The organism is Streptomyces sp. HM190 (genome assembly GCF_009857135.1).
Taxonomy (GTDB): Bacteria; Actinomycetota; Actinomycetes; order Streptomycetales; family Streptomycetaceae; genus Streptomyces; species Streptomyces heilongjiangensis.
Genome location: NZ_CP047318.1, coordinates 2,971,863 through 2,988,198 on the forward strand (window position 1 = coordinate 2,971,863; position 16,336 = coordinate 2,988,198).

Annotated in this window: 14 protein-coding genes and 2 tRNA genes; 6 read left to right on the top strand and 10 right to left on the bottom strand. The window is 69.7% G+C overall.

Annotation, left to right across the window (positions count from 1 at the left end; all coding sequences use genetic code 11):
* Window positions 1-135: 135 nt before the first annotated feature.
* From GSY65_RS12395 to GSY65_RS12405, 3 genes are all read right to left on the bottom strand, one after another.
* Window positions 136-750: an ATP-dependent Clp protease proteolytic subunit gene (locus tag GSY65_RS12395; RefSeq protein ID WP_055519442.1), complete on the bottom strand. Its 615-nt coding sequence runs from the start codon at window positions 748-750 to the stop codon at window positions 136-138.
* Between the two features lie 433 nt (window positions 751-1,183).
* Complete coding sequence (gene tig / locus GSY65_RS12400) at window positions 1,184-2,641, bottom strand: trigger factor (RefSeq protein WP_159767384.1); 1,458 nt, start codon at window positions 2,639-2,641, stop codon at window positions 1,184-1,186.
* 253 nt (window positions 2,642-2,894) lie between these two features.
* Window positions 2,895-2,971, bottom strand: a tRNA-Pro gene (locus GSY65_RS12405).
* A gap of 176 nt (window positions 2,972-3,147) precedes the next feature.
* Here GSY65_RS12405 and GSY65_RS12410 point away from each other — a divergent pair.
* Window positions 3,148-3,221: transfer RNA gene (locus tag GSY65_RS12410), tRNA-Gly, on the top strand.
* Window positions 3,222-3,439: 218 nt separating this feature from the next.
* On the opposite strand, the gene GSY65_RS12415 is transcribed toward GSY65_RS12410, so the two are convergent.
* On the bottom strand, window positions 3,440-3,634 hold the full coding sequence (locus GSY65_RS12415; protein ID WP_159767385.1) for a hypothetical protein: 195 nt from the start codon (window positions 3,632-3,634) through the stop codon (window positions 3,440-3,442).
* A gap of 579 nt (window positions 3,635-4,213) precedes the next feature.
* On the opposite strand from GSY65_RS12415, the gene GSY65_RS12420 reads away from it, so the two are divergent.
* Window positions 4,214-5,407: an acyltransferase family protein gene (locus GSY65_RS12420; protein ID WP_159767386.1), complete on the top strand. Its 1,194-nt coding sequence runs from the start codon at window positions 4,214-4,216 to the stop codon at window positions 5,405-5,407.
* 3 nt (window positions 5,408-5,410) lie between these two features.
* On the opposite strand, the gene GSY65_RS12425 is transcribed toward GSY65_RS12420, so the two are convergent.
* On the bottom strand, window positions 5,411-5,893 hold the full coding sequence (locus GSY65_RS12425) for an HD domain-containing protein (protein WP_159767387.1): 483 nt from the start codon (window positions 5,891-5,893) through the stop codon (window positions 5,411-5,413).
* 144 nt (window positions 5,894-6,037) lie between these two features.
* The gene (locus tag GSY65_RS12430; RefSeq protein ID WP_159767388.1) at window positions 6,038-7,210 is read right to left on the bottom strand and encodes a PP2C family protein-serine/threonine phosphatase; all 1,173 of its coding nucleotides are present in this window, start codon (window positions 7,208-7,210) and stop codon (window positions 6,038-6,040) included.
* A gap of 214 nt (window positions 7,211-7,424) precedes the next feature.
* Between GSY65_RS12430 and GSY65_RS12435 the strand changes: the two genes are divergently transcribed.
* The 3 genes from GSY65_RS12435 (at window position 7,425) to GSY65_RS12445 (ending at window position 11,841) form a co-directional block, all read left to right on the top strand.
* Complete coding sequence (locus tag GSY65_RS12435; protein ID WP_159767389.1) at window positions 7,425-8,663, top strand: GNAT family N-acetyltransferase; 1,239 nt, start codon at window positions 7,425-7,427, stop codon at window positions 8,661-8,663.
* A 138-nt stretch (window positions 8,664-8,801) separates the two neighbouring features.
* Window positions 8,802-10,244, top strand: a complete 1,443-nt coding sequence (locus GSY65_RS12440) for an NF041680 family putative transposase (RefSeq protein ID WP_159775849.1) — start codon at window positions 8,802-8,804, stop codon at window positions 10,242-10,244.
* A 154-nt stretch (window positions 10,245-10,398) separates the two neighbouring features.
* Entirely contained in the window at window positions 10,399-11,841 is a 1,443-nt protein-coding gene (locus tag GSY65_RS12445) for an NF041680 family putative transposase (RefSeq protein WP_159775849.1), read from the top strand.
* A 38-nt stretch (window positions 11,842-11,879) separates the two neighbouring features.
* Here the strand turns inward: GSY65_RS12445 and GSY65_RS12450 are convergent, their stop codons facing one another.
* Entirely contained in the window at window positions 11,880-12,701 is an 822-nt protein-coding gene (locus tag GSY65_RS12450) for an Fpg/Nei family DNA glycosylase (protein ID WP_159767390.1), read from the bottom strand.
* 172 nt (window positions 12,702-12,873) lie between these two features.
* Window positions 12,874-13,359: a ribose-5-phosphate isomerase gene (locus GSY65_RS12455; RefSeq protein WP_159767391.1), complete on the bottom strand. Its 486-nt coding sequence runs from the start codon at window positions 13,357-13,359 to the stop codon at window positions 12,874-12,876.
* A gap of 273 nt (window positions 13,360-13,632) precedes the next feature.
* Here GSY65_RS12455 and GSY65_RS12460 point away from each other — a divergent pair, with 273 nt between their 5' ends.
* A complete protein-coding gene (locus GSY65_RS12460; protein WP_159767392.1) occupies window positions 13,633-15,120 on the top strand; it encodes an amino acid permease in 1,488 nt (495 codons plus the stop codon).
* A 24-nt stretch (window positions 15,121-15,144) separates the two neighbouring features.
* On the opposite strand, the gene GSY65_RS12465 is transcribed toward GSY65_RS12460, so the two are convergent.
* Both GSY65_RS12465 and GSY65_RS12470 read right to left on the bottom strand, forming a co-directional pair.
* The gene (locus tag GSY65_RS12465) at window positions 15,145-15,417 is read right to left on the bottom strand and encodes a hypothetical protein (protein WP_201452519.1); all 273 of its coding nucleotides are present in this window, start codon (window positions 15,415-15,417) and stop codon (window positions 15,145-15,147) included.
* A gap of 169 nt (window positions 15,418-15,586) precedes the next feature.
* Window positions 15,587-16,162: a biotin transporter BioY gene (locus GSY65_RS12470; protein WP_159767393.1), complete on the bottom strand. Its 576-nt coding sequence runs from the start codon at window positions 16,160-16,162 to the stop codon at window positions 15,587-15,589.
* Between the last annotated feature and the right edge of the window lie 174 nt (window positions 16,163-16,336).

A 16,336-nucleotide genomic window follows, 5' to 3' on the forward strand; every position in this document is an offset into this window, starting at 1 on the left:
CGGCCGTCGTACGGCCGCCGTACGCCCCGTACGGGCTCGGAGCCGGTCCGTCCGCCGCGGGCCCTCCTACGGGCTCCTGCGGCGTCCGGACGCGGCCGGGCTCGCGTACGGCGACGCGCGGCGCGGCGGGTGCCGTTACGCCTGCCCGGCCCCGGTACCGCCGCCGCCCGGCATGCCGGCCGCCGTGGCGATGACGTCGTCGATGAGGCCGTACTCCTTGGCCTCGAAGGCGTCGAACCAGCGGTCGCGGTCCGAGTCGCGGGTGATCTGCTCGACCGACTGGCCGGTGTGCTGCGACGTGAGCTCGGCCATGCGCTTCTTGGTGTGCAGCAGCCGCTCGGCGTGGATCTTGATGTCCGAGGCCGAGCCGGCGAGGCCCGCGGAGGGCTGGTGGATCAGGATCTCGGCGTTCGGCAGCGCGAAGCGCTTGCCGGGGGTGCCCGCGCTGAGGAGGAACTGACCCATCGAGGCCGCGAGGCCCATGGCGATGGTCACCACGTCGTTCTTGATGTACTGCATGGTGTCGTAGATCGCCATGCCGGCCGTGATCGAACCGCCCGGGCTGTTGATGTACAGGTAAATGTCCTTGTCCGGGTCGGCGGCAAGGAGCAGCAGCTGTGCGGTGATCTTGTTCGCGATGTCGTCGTCGACCGGCTGGCCGAGGAAGATGATCCGCTCGTTGAGCAGCCGGTTGTAGACATGGTCGCCGAGGCCACCGCCGATGGAAGGTTCGCCGGCGGCGGAGGGCATCAGATTCGTCACGTATCCACCTGCTCGTCTTACGACGGCGCCGGGCCGTCTCACGTTTCCCTGCGGGGGCCTGGCGGCGGTTTCGCCGAGTGCTCCGGCCCCGTATTCATGGACCCTAACGCGGAGGCTCCGCCGGGGAATCCCGCAAAGGGAACTGTTCGCTGTCAGCGCATGCGCTCCGCTGGTGGAACAGGGGCGCCGTGCCGCCCCCCGGGGTCCCTGGGTGCGCGGGGAACCGCGCGACCGGCCCGGCACGAAGCCGCACCCGCCGAGGACCCTGGCGTGGCCGACGCGACCGCGGCACGTACGGGGCCGGTCGGGGCCGGTCGCGCGGTTCCCCGCGCACCCGGGTCCGCTGCCCCGCCGTACGCGAAGAGGCCCCGGAGCTCGTGCTCCGGGGCCTCTTCGTGCGGATCAGAGGTGGCTACGAGGCTCAGGCCTCGTTCTTCTCCTCGGCGGCGGCCGCAGGGGCCTCCTCGGCGGCCTCGGCGGCGGCCGGGGTCTCCTCGGCGGCGGCCGGGGTCTCCTCGGCGGCGGCCTCCGTGGTCTCGGCGGAGCCCTCGGTGGTCTCGTCCTCGTCCTCGTCGTCGAGGTCGACGAGCTCGCCGTTGGTGTCCTTGACCGTGGACGCCTCGACGACCAGGGCCAGGGCCTTGCCGCGGGCGACCTCGCCGACCAGGAGCTGGACCTGGTTGTTCTGGACGACGGCCTGGGCGAACTGGTCGGGGGACATGCCGGAGGAGGCCGCACGCCGCATGAGGTGCTCGGTGAGCTCCTCCTGGTTGACGTTCAGCTTCTCCTTGGCGACCAGCTCGTCGAGGACGAACTGGGTCTTGATGCCCTTGACGGCCGCTTCCTTGGTCTCGGCGTCGAACTCCTCGACCGTCTTGCCCTGGATCTCGAGGTACTTCTCGAGGTCGAGACCCATCTGGCCGAGCTGGTGGTGCTCCAGGTTGTGCTTGCGGGTGTTGATCTCGTCCTCGAGCAGCTTCTCGGGGACGGGCACCTCGACCAGCTCCAGCAGCTTCTCCAGGACGCGCTCCTGGGCCTGCGTGGCCTGGTCGTACTGCTTCATGTTCTCCAGGCGCTTGCGGCTGTCCGCCCGCAGCTCCTCGAGGGTGTCGAACTCGGAGGCGAGCTGGGCGAACTCGTCGTCCAGCTCGGGCAGCTCACGGGCGGCGACCTGGGTGACCTTGACGGTGACCTCGGCCTCCTTGCCCGCCGCCGAGCCGCCCTTGAGCTCGGAGGTGAAGGTGGCCTCGGCGCCGGCCTCCAGGCCCTTCACGGCGTCGTCGATGCCGTCGAGCAGCTCGCCCGAGCCGATGGTGTAGGAGACGCCCTCGGCGACCCCGTCCTCCAGGACCTCGCCGTCGACCTTGGCCTGCAGGTCGATCGTCACGACGTCGCCGTCCTCGGCGGCCCGCTCGACCGGGGAGGTGGAGGCGAAGCGCTCACGGAGCTGCTCGACGGCCTTGTCCACGTCCTCGTCGGTGACCTCGACGGCGTCGACCTCGACCTCGATGCCGGAGTAGTCCGGGATCTCGATGGTCGGGCGGACGTCGACCTCGGCGGTGAAGTTCAGCGTCTCGCCGTCCTTCAGCTCCGTGATGTCGACCTCGGGCTGGCCGAGGACGTTGAGCTCGGCCTCGTTGACCGCCTCGGTGTAGAGCTTCGGAAGCGCGTCGTTGACAGCCTCCTCCAGCACGGCGCCACGACCGAACCGCTGGTCGATGATCCGGGCCGGGATCTTGCCCTTGCGGAAGCCCTTCACCGTGACCTGCTGGTTGATCTTCTTGTACGCCGCGTCGAGGCTGTCCTTGAGCTCCTCGAAGGGCACCTCGACAGTGAGCCGAACCCGGGTCGGGTTCAGGGTCTCCACGGCGCTCTTCACGGTTCGGTCTCCTTGTGGCTGACTTCTTGGGGTTCTGCTGGGTCCCCTACCGGATCCGGCAGAGCCTCAGCGGATTCGCGGCCCTTGAGAGACGTGAGAGTGCAGACACACGGGCGCGCAGCTTGCATAGTAACCGCAGGCGGTACACGCCCCAAAAGGTGATCTTGAGACACCGGGTGCCCGCGGGTCGTACCCTGGCAGGCGCCTGCCGGTCGGCCCGGCGGGGCGACCGGTTCCGGCTGGTTCCGGCTGGTGGTCGGGGTGGCGGGATTTGAACCCACGGCCTTCCGCTCCCAAAGCGGACGCGCTACCAAGCTGCGCCACACCCCGTCTGGTGCGACACGTAGGGTACATGTCCCGGGCCAGGGCAGCCGCCGCATTTCCCGAGTGCGCGGGCGCGTGCGCGGGCGGGCACACCGGGCGACCGGAAGGGGTGTGCGGCGAGGCCGCCCGACCCGCTACGATGCCTTCAGTGCCGCGGTCTCCCGACCTGCGGCGCGACGTGTGCGGGCGTAGCTCAATGGTAGAGCCCTAGTCTTCCAAACTAGCTACGCGGGTTCGATTCCCGTCGCCCGCTCCAGTGGCCTCCGGCCCGGCTCCGAGGGACTCCCTCGGAGCCGGGCCGGAGGTCTTTTCGCGTCTCCGGGGGTCTTCGCACGGCCGGGGGGGCCGACGAGGGCCACGGGGCCCTTCGCGGCGCGTCCCGTGACGGCGCGCACCGTCCCCGCGCCTCGTGGCGCGAGGTCGCCGCGTCGCCCTTGTGCCGTCGTCGCGTCGTCCTCGCGTCGCCCTCGCCGGCTAGAACTGGATCGAGTTGATCGTCTGCGCTATCGAGTTCAGGAAGCGTTGGAGGTCGTCGGCCATGCCGGTGGAGGCGAGGAAGAAGCCGAAGAGGATGGCGACGACGGCCGGGCCGGCCTTGATCGTCCCGCCTCTCATCAGCACGACGAGGATGATCCCCAGCAAGAGAACCACTGACAGCGAAATGGCCACAACAGATCACACCCTCGATCGGTCCGCACTCCCGGCCCGGGGCGCCGACCCCACGCGCACCCCGCCAGAACCATCGTGCCACCAACCCGGCCTTCCTATGCGGCAGGTGAGGCAACGCAGGCCGCGGTGACGCGGGTCCGCGGTCGTGCCGGTGACCGGCGAGAGGACGCCGGGACGGAATTCACGGTGATCGTTTCCGTGCACACACATCCCGTTCGCAGGTAATTCGAATTGTTGCCACAGACACATCAAGGGCCGTACGGAGAACGGTAATTAACAGGACATTCCGTCAGAGTCGCCCGAGGATGTTATGCACCGCTGAGTCCTGATGTATGCGGACATAAGGGTGGCGCGCCATGTCGCTTGGGTGCACGGACGGTGACGCTCTGACTGGTGCTCACTTCGCCAAATCCGGGGTACCCGAAGAGCACACTCACTCACCAATACGGGATTAACCTCGATGGTTTCACTGATGCGCACAGACAACGCTAGGGTGCCTCAGATGTTCACCGCTGCCTCGTCCCCCGCCTGCGCAGCGAGTGCTCGGACCGGCCCGCGTCGTTCACGGCGGGAGGGTCTGTGACGAACTCGCTGCGACCGCATGGCCATACCAGCGCGCCGCTCCCCCCGGCCCAGTCGCCGACGGACGGAGTGCCGAGTCCACGCTCGCTGAAGTCATCGTCCCCCCACCCGGCCACGAGCGCCGCCTCCCCCGGGACCAGACCGGCCAGACAACGCGACGCGTTCTTCGACAACGCCAAGTACCTGGCCATCGTGCTCGTCGCGATGGGCCACGCCTGGGAGCCGCTGACCGACCACAGCCGCGCCGCCGAGGCGCTGTACATGGTCGTCTACACCTTCCACATGCCGGCGTTCATCATCATCTCCGGCTATTTCTCCCGCAGTTTCGACATGCGTCCCGACCGGCTGCGGCGGCTGGTCACCGGCGTGGCGGTGCCTTACGTGCTGTTCGAGATCGCGTACTCGGTCTTCAAGCGGTACGCCGACGACGACCCGTCGCACCCGATCAGCCTGCTGGACCCCTGGTATCTCACCTGGTTCCTGATCGCGCTGTTCGTCTGGCGGCTTACGACGCCGCTGTGGAAGGTCGTGCGCTGGCCGGTGCCGCTCGCGCTCGCCATCGCGGCGCTCGCCTCCGTGTCGCCGGACATCGGTGACGACCTCGACCTCCAGCGCGTCCTGCAGTTCCTGCCGTTCTTCGTGGTGGGGCTGTCCATGAAGCCGGCGCACTTCCAGTTCATGCGCCGCCGTGAGGTGCGGATCCTGTCCGTGCCGGTGCTGGCGGGCGCGCTGGCGATGGCGTACTGGCTGGGCCCGGACATGAACTCGGCCTGGTTCTACCACCGGGACAGCGCCCAGGAGCTGGGCGCGCCGTGGTGGGCCGGTGTCGTGATGACCTTCGCGTTGTTCGGCTGCTCCATGGTGCTGACCACGTGCTTCTTCGCCTGGGTGCCCCGGCGGAAGATGTGGTTCACCGTGCTCGGCGCGGGCACCCTGTACGGCTACCTGCTGCACGGTTTCCTCGCGAAGGGCTCGCGCTTCTGGGACTGGTACGACCTCAACGCGTGGGTCTACCAGCCGCTCGGCGAGCTGTTCGTGACCTTCGTCGCGGCCGCCGTCATCACCGTGCTGTGCACACCGCCGGTGCAGCGGATGTTCCGGTTCGCGATGGAGCCGAAGATGGAGTGGGCCTTCAAGCGGGACGCGACCGAGCTGGCCCGCGAGCGCGGGAAGTCCGCCACGAGGACCTGACGTTCAGCCGTCCTGCCCGCCCGTGACCTCCTCGGCCGCCGGTTCGTCCGGCAGGCCGAGGAGGTTTCGCATGCGGGCGTACTTGTGGGTCAGCCGGACACGGGTGAACTCGTCGAGGACGGCCAGGCGGGCCGGGTTCGCGTTGTGGGCGAGGTCGGACTGCTTGACGAGGACGGCGCCCGGGGTGGCGAGGATGCGCGCGGCGTACGCCTCCGGGGCCTCTCCGGGGCGCTTGGTGAGGGCCAGCACGATGTCCTTCGTACGGGCGGTCAGGGGGGCCTCGGCGAGCCAGTCCTCGGTGAGGGCCTCGTCCTCGATGGCGTCGTGCAGCCAGGCCGCTGCGATCTGGTCCTCGTCGCCGCCGCGGGCGGCCACACCGTGGGCGACGGCCTGGAGGTGCTCGGCGTAGGGGCGGCCCGCCTTGTCGGTCTGGGCGGTGTGGGCACTGCGGGCGATGGCTTCGACGTCGGCGAGGGAGAGGGGCATGGGGTGGGCTCCTGTGGTGTGTCGAGCGGGCGGGACCCGGATCCCGGGTGACCGGTTCACCCGGGCCCCGCGGCCCTTGGGGACGGCGCCTCGGCGGCGACCTTCGGGGGCGTCCCGGGGGGCGGCCTTCGGGGGCGCGCCCTGTCACTTCGGGGCCGTGGGGCCCTCTCGGCAGATCAGGAGCAGGGCCCGGTCGTCGTTCACGTCCCTGGCCACCGCCTCGATGAGGTGCCAGGCGGCGCCGTGGAAGCCGCCGGGGACATAGCGGTCGGCCTCGCCGGTCAGACGGTCGATGCCCTCGACTATGTCGCGCTCGGAGGTCTCCACGAGGCCGTCGGTGAACAGCATGAGGACGTCGCCGGGGCGCAGCGAACCCTTGACGGGGTCGAACTGGGCACCGTCGTAGACGCCGAGGAGCGGGCCCTCGGCGGCCTTCTCCTCCCAGCGGCCGGTGCCGGCGCTGAGCTGGAGGCCGGGTGGGTGGCCCGCGGAGAAGAGTTCGTAGTCGCCGGAGTCGAGGTCGAGGACGAGGTGGATGGAGGTCGCGAAGCCCTCGTCCCAGTCCTGGCGCAGGAGGTAGCCGTTCGCCGCCGGGAGGAACGCGTGCGGTGGGAGCGATCCCAGCAGGCCGCCGAAGGCTCCGGAGAGGAGCAGGGCGCGGGAGCCGGCGTCCATGCCCTTGCCGGACACGTCCGTGAGCACGACTTCGAGGGTGCGGCCGCCGTTGGTGCGGGCCGCGACGACGAAGTCACCGGAGAACGACTGGCCGCCGGCGGGGCGCAGCGCCATCTCGCGGTGCCAGCCGGCGGGCAGTTGCGGCAACTTGCTCTGCACCCTGATCCGTTCGCGCAGGTCGAACAGCATGGTGCCGCCGCGTCGCCAGGGGACGCCGACGCGGCTGCGGAACTGGGCGATGAGCAGGCCGAAGAAACCGCAGGCGGCGACCACGAGCACGATGCCGGGGGTGACTCTCGCCGGGCCCTCGGTGTAGGGGCCGAGCTGCACGGACTCGATGATCAGCGCGGTCGCGGCCGCCGCGTACAGGCCGAGCAGGCTGGCGGGACGCAGCAGGACACCGCCCGCGACGATGGGCAGGACCAGCGCGGCGGGCGAGAACCACACCGGGTCGACCATGGTGAGCATCGCGATGAGCGGGATCATCAGCAGCAGGCCCGCCAGGGCGACCCAGTCGGAGCCGTCGCCCCGGAAGTAGTCGACGGCGGATTTGCGCACGCCGGTGCGGACCCGGTGAACCAGCTTCTTCATCCGGGCCGTGAACGTATCGGCCGCCGCGCGCCGCTCTCGTCCTGCTGCCATTGTTCGGGACCTTATCCATCGGACCAGCCCCTGTGCACAGGAGGTCCTACTTGTCCCCCTTCCGAGGGCCGGTTCACGACGAATCTCACACAGATCTCACACGGGAGCCCGTCCTGCGGCCCTCGCGCGGCACCTCTGAAGGATCCCACGACGTCCCCCCGCCGTACGGCGAAATTGACTCGCTCGTAACCAAGGGCACTGCTACGCATGGCACATGACGACTGAGCTGCGGGTGCTGGGCAAGGACGAGTGGAATGTCTGGTACGCGAACGTTGAGAGGGCATTCGGGGGGATGCGGACTCCGGCCGAGGAACGCGACCTCGACGAGTCGCTCATCGACTACGGCCGTGCGCTGGGCGCCTGGGACGGCGGTCAATGCGTGGGTACGGCCGGGGCGTTCGACTTCCGGATCACGGTTCCGGGCGGCGCGGTCGTTCCCGCGGCGGGCGTGACGATGGTGGGTGTCGCGGCGACGCACCGGCGGCGCGGGGTGCTGACGTCCATGATGCGGCGGCAGTTGGCGGACGTCCGCGCGTGGGGTGAGCCGCTGGCCGTGCTGGTCGCGTCGGAGCCGGCGATCTACGGCCGGTTCGGGTACGGCGTCGCCACGCACCGGCTCGGTGTCGACGTCGACAGCACGCGGGTCCGGCTGTCCGTGCCGCCCGGCACCGAGGACGTGCGGCTGCGGTACGCCGACCCGGCCGACGTGCTCGACGCCTGTGAGGCGGTGTACGCGCGCCGGGTTCCGGAGCGGCCGGGGATGCTGGTGCGGCGGCCCGGCTGGGAGCAGGTGGAACTGCTGGACACGGACCGGCACCGGGCGGGGGGCTCGCCGTTGCAGTGCGTGGTGGCGGAGCGGGACGGGAGCAAGGGGCTCGTCGGGTACGCGCGGTTCCGGATCACCCCGGACTGGGGACCGGGCGGCGCCGCGGGGGTCGTCCGGCTGAGCGCGCTGGAGGCGGTGGATCCGGCCGCGCACGCCGCGTTGTGGCGGTTCCTGTTCGACATCGACCTGACGTCGTCGGTCGTCGCGTACCGGCGGCCCGTGGACGAGCCGTGGCTGCACATGGTGTCGGACGTCCGGCGGTGCGGGCTGCGGGTGCAGGACGATCTGCACGTACGGCTCGTGGACGTCGGGGCGGCGTTGCGGGCGCGGACCTATCAGGCGCCGGTGGATCTGGTGCTGGAGGTCGAGGACGCCTTCTGTCCCTGGAACGAGGGGCGTTGGCGGCTCGTCGGGGACGCGCGGGGGGCGAGCTGCCAGCGGACCGGGCGGGCCGCCGATCTCGTCCTGTCGGTGCGGGAGTTGGCGTCGGCCTATCTGGGCGGGGTGAGCCTCGCGTCGCTGGGTGCGGCCGGGCGGGTGCGGGAGTTGCGGCCGGGGGCGCTCGCGGAGGCGTCGGTGGGGTTCTGCTCGTCGACCGTGGCGCCCTGGTTGCCGCACTCGTTCTGAGCTTGTTCTTTTTCTTCCGGGCTCGAATCGTGTGTCGAACTGGGTCGCTCACCTGGGGATTCGCCGGACGTGGGGGCGGCCCTCGTCTGATCCTGTGCTCCGACCAAGGTGCACGTGACCAAGACGAAGGCCGTGAGGGTGAGTCTGCTGCCTGATGCTGTACGGAGGGAAGCGTTCGCGGAGGCGTCACGCTTCCGGGACGAGTTCTACGAGTGTCTGACCGCTCGGCGCGATGAGTTGTTCGAGTTGGTGGACGCGGTGCTGTGCGCGGACGGTGCGGTGAAGTCACCGGTGGATCTGACGTTGCTGCCCGAGCACCGGCGTGGGCACGGAGCGATGTACGGCGGCTTGAATCACGGCAGGATCGACGTCGGCCAACTGCGGACAGTGCTGGCAGGGCTGCCGCTGCCGCGTTTCGATGGTGGACGCCTGGTTCTGGCGGTCGATGTGTCACCGTGGCTGCGTTCGGACGCGCCGTGCTCGGCGGAGCGGCTGTTCTGCCACGTGTATGGCCGGGCGAAGACGGCGTCGCAGTTCATTCCGGGCTGGCCCTACTCCTTTGTCGCCGTGCTGGAGCCGGGTGCCACCTCCTGGACCGCGATCCTGGACGCGGTCCGGCTGGGTCCGGTGGACGACGCGACCGCCGTCACGGCAGACCAGCTGAGAGGTGTCGTCGAGCGGCTCATGGCCGCTGGTCAGTGGCAGGCCGGGGACCCGGCCATCGTGATCGTCAGTGACGCGGGCTACGACGTGACCCGTCTGGCCTGGGTGCTGCGCGACCTGCCGGTTGAGCTGGTCGGCCGGGTCCGCTCCGACCGCGTCATGCGTCTACCGAAGCCACCGCGGATGCACGGCGTCAACGGCCGGCCGCCCAAGCACGGTCCGGAGTTCCGGTTCACCAGACCGGAGACCTGGCCGGAGCCCGCAATCACCACGATCACGGACACCAGCAACTACGGCAAGGCCGAGACCCAGGCATGGGACCGGGTCCATCCCCGGCTCACTCACCGTTCCTCGTGGCTGGACCATGAGGGCGAACTTCCCCTGGTGGAAGGGACGTTGATCCGGCTGAAGGTTGAGCACTTGTCGAAGGAACGAGATGCTCCGCCGGTGTGGTTGTGGTCCTCGAAGACCGGCGCCACCTCGGACGACGTGGACCGCTTCTGGCAGGTGTTCCTCCGCCGCTTCGACCTGGAGCACACCTTCCGCTTCGCGAAGCAGACCCTGGGCTGGACCACGCCGAAACTCCGCACTCCTCAGGCCGCGGACCGCTGGACCTGGCTCCTGATCGTCGCTCACACCCAGCTCAGACTCGCCCGGACACTCGCTGAGGACCTCCGCCGACCGTGGGAGAAACCCACCACCTCCGGCCGGCTCACCCCGGCCCGTGTCCGCCGGGGGTTCAGGAACATCCGCGCTCACCTCGCCTGCCCGAGCCGTGTTCCCAAACCTCGTGGCACCGGTCCCGGGCGGCCACCCGGCGCCAAGAACAAACGCCGGGCACCCCGCTACGACGTCGGGAAAACCGTCAAACGCCCCGAGACCCTCAAGGCCATCGGCAAGCCCGGAAGATCTTGGTAGATAAAGAACAAGCTGAGCTTGTTCTTTTTCTTCCGGGCTCGAATCGTGTGTCGAACTGGGTCGCTCACCTGGGGATTCGCCGGACGTGGGGGCGGCCCTCGTCTGATCCTGTGCTCCGACCAAGGTGCACGTGACCAAGACGAAGGCCGTGAGGGTGAGTCTGCTGCCTGATGCTGTACGGAGGGAAGCGTTCGCGGAGGCGTCACGCTTCCGGGACGAGTTCTACGAGTGTCTGACCGCTCGGCGCGATGAGTTGTTCGAGTTGGTGGACGCGGTGCTGTGCGCGGACGGTGCGGTGAAGTCACCGGTGGATCTGACGTTGCTGCCCGAGCACCGGCGTGGGCACGGAGCGATGTACGGCGGCTTGAATCACGGCAGGATCGACGTCGGCCAACTGCGGACAGTGCTGGCAGGGCTGCCGCTGCCGCGTTTCGATGGTGGACGCCTGGTTCTGGCGGTCGATGTGTCACCGTGGCTGCGTTCGGACGCGCCGTGCTCGGCGGAGCGGCTGTTCTGCCACGTGTATGGCCGGGCGAAGACGGCGTCGCAGTTCATTCCGGGCTGGCCCTACTCCTTTGTCGCCGTGCTGGAGCCGGGTGCCACCTCCTGGACCGCGATCCTGGACGCGGTCCGGCTGGGTCCGGTGGACGACGCGACCGCCGTCACGGCAGACCAGCTGAGAGGTGTCGTCGAGCGGCTCATGGCCGCTGGTCAGTGGCAGGCCGGGGACCCGGCCATCGTGATCGTCAGTGACGCGGGCTACGACGTGACCCGTCTGGCCTGGGTGCTGCGCGACCTGCCGGTTGAGCTGGTCGGCCGGGTCCGCTCCGACCGCGTCATGCGTCTACCGAAGCCACCGCGGATGCACGGCGTCAACGGCCGGCCGCCCAAGCACGGTCCGGAGTTCCGGTTCACCAGACCGGAGACCTGGCCGGAGCCCGCAATCACCACGATCACGGACACCAGCAACTACGGCAAGGCCGAGACCCAGGCATGGGACCGGGTCCATCCCCGGCTCACTCACCGTTCCTCGTGGCTGGACCATGAGGGCGAACTTCCCCTGGTGGAAGGGACGTTGATCCGGCTGAAGGTTGAGCACTTGTCGAAGGAACGAGATGCTCCGCCGGTGTGGTTGTGGTCCTCGAAGACCGGCGCCACCTCGGACGACGTGGACCGCTTCTGGCAGGTGTTCCTCCGCCGCTTCGACCTGGAGCACACCTTCCGCTTCGCGAAGCAGACCCTGGGCTGGACCACGCCGAAACTCCGCACTCCTCAGGCCGCGGACCGCTGGACCTGGCTCCTGATCGTCGCTCACACCCAGCTCAGACTCGCCCGGACACTCGCTGAGGACCTCCGCCGACCGTGGGAGAAACCCACCACCTCCGGCCGGCTCACCCCGGCCCGTGTCCGCCGGGGGTTCAGGAACATCCGCGCTCACCTCGCCTGCCCGAGCCGTGTTCCCAAACCTCGTGGCACCGGTCCCGGGCGGCCACCCGGCGCCAAGAACAAACGCCGGGCACCCCGCTACGACGTCGGGAAAACCGTCAAACGCCCCGAGACCCTCAAGGCCATCGGCAAGCCCGGAAGATCTTGGTAGATAAAGAACAAGCTGAGGCAGGGGTGCCCTCCGGGGTGTCAGCGGTGCTGGCAGGTGGGGCACCAGAAGAGGTTGCGGGCGGCGAGGTCGGCGGTGCGGATCTCGCCGCCGCAGAGGTGGCAGGGCAGGTGGGCCCTGCGGTACACGTACACCTCGCCGCCGTGGTCGTCGACGCGGGGCGGGCGGCCCATGGCCTGCGGGGTGTGTTCCGGGCGGACGGTGTCGATGCGGTTGGTGCGGACGCCCTCGCGCATGAGGACGACGAGGTCGGCCCAGATCGCGTCCCATTCCGCCGCGCCGATGTCCCGGCCGGCGCGGTACGGGTCGATGCCGTGCCGGAACAGGACCTCCGCGCGGTAGACGTTGCCGACGCCCGCGATGATCCTCTGGTCCATGAGGAGCGCGGCGATCGTCGTACGGCTGCGGGAGATCCGGGCGTACGCGAGGGCCGGGTCGGCGTCCGGGCGGAGCGGGTCCGGGCCGAGGCGGGCGTGGACGGCCTGCTTCTCGGCGTCCGTGATCAGCGCGCAGGTCGTGGGGCCGCGCAGATCCACGTACGAGGTGTCGTTGCGCAGGCGGAGGCGGACGGTGTCGGTGGGCGGGGGCGCCGGCGTGGAGCCGAAGCCGACCTTGCCGAAGAGACCGAGGTGGATGTGGACCCAGTCCTCCGCGTCGGGGGCGCCGAAGTGGAGGAAGAGGTGCTTGCCGTGGGCCTCGGCGGCGGTGAGGGGGGTGCCGTCGAGGAGGGCGGCGGCGTCGGCGAACTTGCCCTGGGGGCTGGTGACGCGGATGGCCGTGCCGTCGCCGAAGCGGGCGAGGTAGTCCTCGGCCAGGCGATGGATCGTGTGGCCTTCCGGCACGGGGCCCTCCGGGGGTTGGGCGGGGCGCGTAGGGGGTTGGGGCCGCTGAGGGCGCGGGTGCGGGTGCGGGCTGGTCGCGTAGTTCCCCGCGCCGCTGAAGGGAACGGGCCTGCGGCCCGCCCTTCAGCTCGTTCTGAGAACCACGGGGCGCAGCCCCGAGTTGTCAGGCGCCCTACGGCTGCGGGTGGTGCGCCGGGATCGGGGGGAGGTCGCCCGTCGTCTCGTATGCCGCGAGCATGTCGATGCGGCGGATGTGGCGCTCGTCACCGGAGAACGGCGTGTTGAGGAACGTCTCGACGAACTTGGTCGCGTCGTCCTGCGCGTGCATCCGCGCCCCGACGGCCACGACGTTCGCGTTGTTGTGCTCGCGCCCCAGCGCGGCCGTCTCGGTGCTCCACGCGAGCGCGGCCCGCACGCCGGCCACCTTGTTCGCGGCGATCTGCTCCCCGTTGCCGGATCCGCCGATGACGACGCCCAGCGAGCCGGGGTCGGCGGCCGTCCGCTCCGCCGCGCGGAGGCAGAACGGCGGGTAGTCGTCCTGGGCGTCGTAGATGTGGGGACCGCAGTCGACGGCCTCGTGACCGGCGGCCTTCAGCCACTCGACGAGGTGGTTCTTGAGTTCGTATCCGGCGTGATCGGAGCCGAGGTAGACGCGCATGGTCCGAGTGTGACACGCCCGTCTCACCGGGGTGCGATGGGGGCCCGACGGCCGAAAAGCGTGACCTGCACCACGGAACCTCAAGAAAAGCTCAAGTAACAATACGGATTCAAAGGTTCAGGATTCCTTTCACCTCCGATTCACTGGACCGATCTTTACGGAGACTCACGCAGTCCCCCGCCGCCTCTCGTGTCCCGCTCTGACGAGAGTCACCGGGGATCGCGTGGGCAGACGCACGGAAGTCCCCACAACGGCGCAAAGGAAACTCCCCCCATGACCTCGCAGCCGACTCTGCCGACCGACACCGGCGCACCAGGCTCGTCCTCTCCCCCCTCCCCCGGCCTCCACGCCGGTCTCAAGAACCGCCATCTGTCGATGATCGCGATCGGAGGTGTGATCGGGGCGGGCCTGTTCGTCGGGTCGAGCTCCGGTATCGCGACCGCCGGTCCCGGCATCCTGCTGTCCTACGCCCTGGTCGGCACGATGGTGGTGCTGGTCATGCGGATGCTCGGTGAGATGTCCGCGGCGAACCCCAGCTCCGGGTCGTTCTCCGCGCACGCCGACCGGGCGCTGGGCCGCTGGGCCGGGTTCTCGATCGGCTGGCTGTACTGGTTCTTCTGGGTCGTCGTCCTCGCGGTGGAGGCGACCGCCGGCGCGGTGATCCTGGAGGGCTGGATCCCCGCCGTACCGCAGTGGGGCTGGGCGCTGATCGTGATGGTGGTACTGACCGCCACGAACCTGGTCTCGGTGGGCTCGTACGGCGAGTTCGAGTTCTGGTTCGCCGGTATCAAGGTCGTCGCGATCGCCGCGTTCATCGTGGTGGGCGGGATGGCCGTGTTCGGTGTGCTGCCAGGGGTGGACGCCGAGAAGGCCGGACTGGGCAACCTGACCGACCACGGCGGGTTCCTGCCCAACGGACCGGGCGCCATCCTCATCGGTGTGCTGCTGGTGGTCTTCTCGTTCATGGGCAGTGAGATCGCCACGCTCGCCGCCGGGGAGACGGAGGACCCGCAGCGGTCCGTCACGAAGTCGACGAACAGCATCATCTGGCGTATCGCCGTCTTCTACCTGGGCTCGATCTTCGTCGTGGTCGCCCTGCTGCCGTGGAACGACCCCTCGATCAAGGAGAAGGGTTCCTACGTCGCGGCGCTGGACTCGCTGGGAATCGCCCACGCGGGTCAGATCATGAACTTCATCGTGTTGACGTCGGTGCTGTCCTGCCTCAACTCCGGCCTCTACACGGCCTCCCGGATGGCGTTCTCCCTGGGTGAGCGCGGGGACGCGCCGCGGTCGTTCGGTCGGACCACGTCGCGCGGCGTGCCGATGACGGCGATCCTGGCCTCGGTGGTCTTCGGGTTCGTCGCGGTGATCTTCAACTACTTCTTCCCCGAGGGCGTGTTCCTGTTCCTCGTGAACTCCTCCGGCGCGGTCGCCCTGTTCGTGTGGCTGGTGATCTGCTTCTCCCAGCTGCGGATGCGCAGGATCATCGAGCGGGAGACCCCGGAGAAGCTCGTGGTGAAGATGTGGCTGTACCCGTATCTGACATGGGCCACCATCGGACTGATCCTCTTCGTCCTCGCCTACATGCTCACCGACACGGAGCACGGCAACCGGGAGATCCTGTTGCTCTCGCTGCTGGTCGCGGCCATCGTCGTCGGCATCTCCCTGGTGAAGGAGAAGATCCTCGGGCAGCGGGCGGGCGCGCCGGCCGAGGCGGCCGGCGTGGCCGACAAGACCGCCGAGGCCGACAAGGTGCGCTGAGCGTCCCGTTCGTCGAGAAGGGCTTCACAGGGGTGTGAAGCCCTTCTCGGCTTTTCTGCGGACGGGCAGGACGGCCCGGTCCCCGATGTCGGGGTGCCACCAGGTGGTGAGCCGGTACGAGGTGCCGCCGGTGTCGAAGCCCAGGGAGCGGACGTGCCAGGGGAGTTGCCGGGCGGTGACGGTGTGCTCCCGGACCGCGGCCGGTTCGCCGCGAACTCGGTCTCCTGCAGACGGATCCGTCGGTGGCCGGGCCCCTCGCTGATGCTCTGCTCCTTCTTCTCCCCCGCAGGCGGACACGCGGAAGAGGCTCGCCCGGGTGGGGGTCGGGTGCGACCCGGGCGAGCCTCTTCAGAGGGCGACGACGTCACAGTGCGAGCGACTCCCCCAAGGGGGCGGGGGTGTCACGGCATGGGTGACACACCCGCACTCCCCGCATCGCCCGCACTCCCCCGCGGGGACTACGACGTCACTTGTCCAGCAGCTTCCACGCCGTCGGCAACGCGCCCATCGCCAGCGCGGCCTTCAGGGCGTCGCCGATCAGGAACGGGGTGAGACCGGCCGCGACTGCGGAGGCGAGGGTGATGTCGGCGGTGGCGGCGAGGTACGGGACGCCGACGGCGTAGATGACCGCCTCGCCCACGAGCATCGTGCCGGCCATGCGCAGCACGGAGCGGTCGGCGCCCCGGCGGGCGAGGGCGCCCACGGCCGCGGAGGCGAGGATCATGCCGAGGATGTAGCCGAAGGAGACACCGACGCCGGAGGTGCCGTTCGCGAACCACGGCACGCCCAGGAGGCCGACGAGCGCGTACAGGGCGAGGGACGCGACACCGCGGCCCGCGCCGAGCGCGGTGCCCACGAGCAGCGCGGCGAAGGTCTGGCCGGTCACCGGGACCGGCGAGCCCGGCACCGGCACGGCGATCTGCGCGGCGAGCCCGGTGACGGCGGCGCCACCGACCACCAGCGCGATGTCCCGTACGCGGGAGGCGGGGAGCAGGTCGGCGAGGACCTGACCGGTGCGGGCGGGGGCGACGGCCGTACTCATGGGGACTCCGCGAGGGTTGAGGGAAAGAAGGGTGTATGCGGCATCGAACACGGTGACGCTATCCCAGCGGTCATGAACAGGACACCGTCAGCCGTCGACAAAGGCGGGAACGACGGCGTGGTGCGCTTTCGACAATGACCTTGGGTTACACCGGGTGGGGCGTGACGCCGGTCA

What these genes read in the sequence shown, in the direction of transcription:
- GSY65_RS12395 (WP_055519442.1), bottom strand. Translation starts at nt 750, where the DNA reads ATGCCCTCCGCCGCCGGCGAACCTTCCATCGGCGGTGGCCTCGGCGAC.
- GSY65_RS12425 (WP_159767387.1), bottom strand. Translation starts at nt 5,893, where the DNA reads ATGCCCCTCTCCCTCGCCGACGTCGAAGCCATCGCCCGCAGTGCCCAC.
- GSY65_RS12430 (WP_159767388.1), bottom strand. Translation starts at nt 7,210, where the DNA reads ATGGCAGCAGGACGAGAGCGGCGCGCGGCGGCCGATACGTTCACGGCC.
- GSY65_RS12435 (WP_159767389.1), top strand. Translation starts at nt 7,425, where the DNA reads ATGACGACTGAGCTGCGGGTGCTGGGCAAGGACGAGTGGAATGTCTGG.
- GSY65_RS12455 (WP_159767391.1), bottom strand. Translation starts at nt 13,359, where the DNA reads ATGCGCGTCTACCTCGGCTCCGATCACGCCGGATACGAACTCAAGAAC.
- GSY65_RS12460 (WP_159767392.1), top strand. Translation starts at nt 13,633, where the DNA reads ATGACCTCGCAGCCGACTCTGCCGACCGACACCGGCGCACCAGGCTCG.
- GSY65_RS12470 (WP_159767393.1), bottom strand. Translation starts at nt 16,162, where the DNA reads ATGAGTACGGCCGTCGCCCCCGCCCGCACCGGTCAGGTCCTCGCCGAC.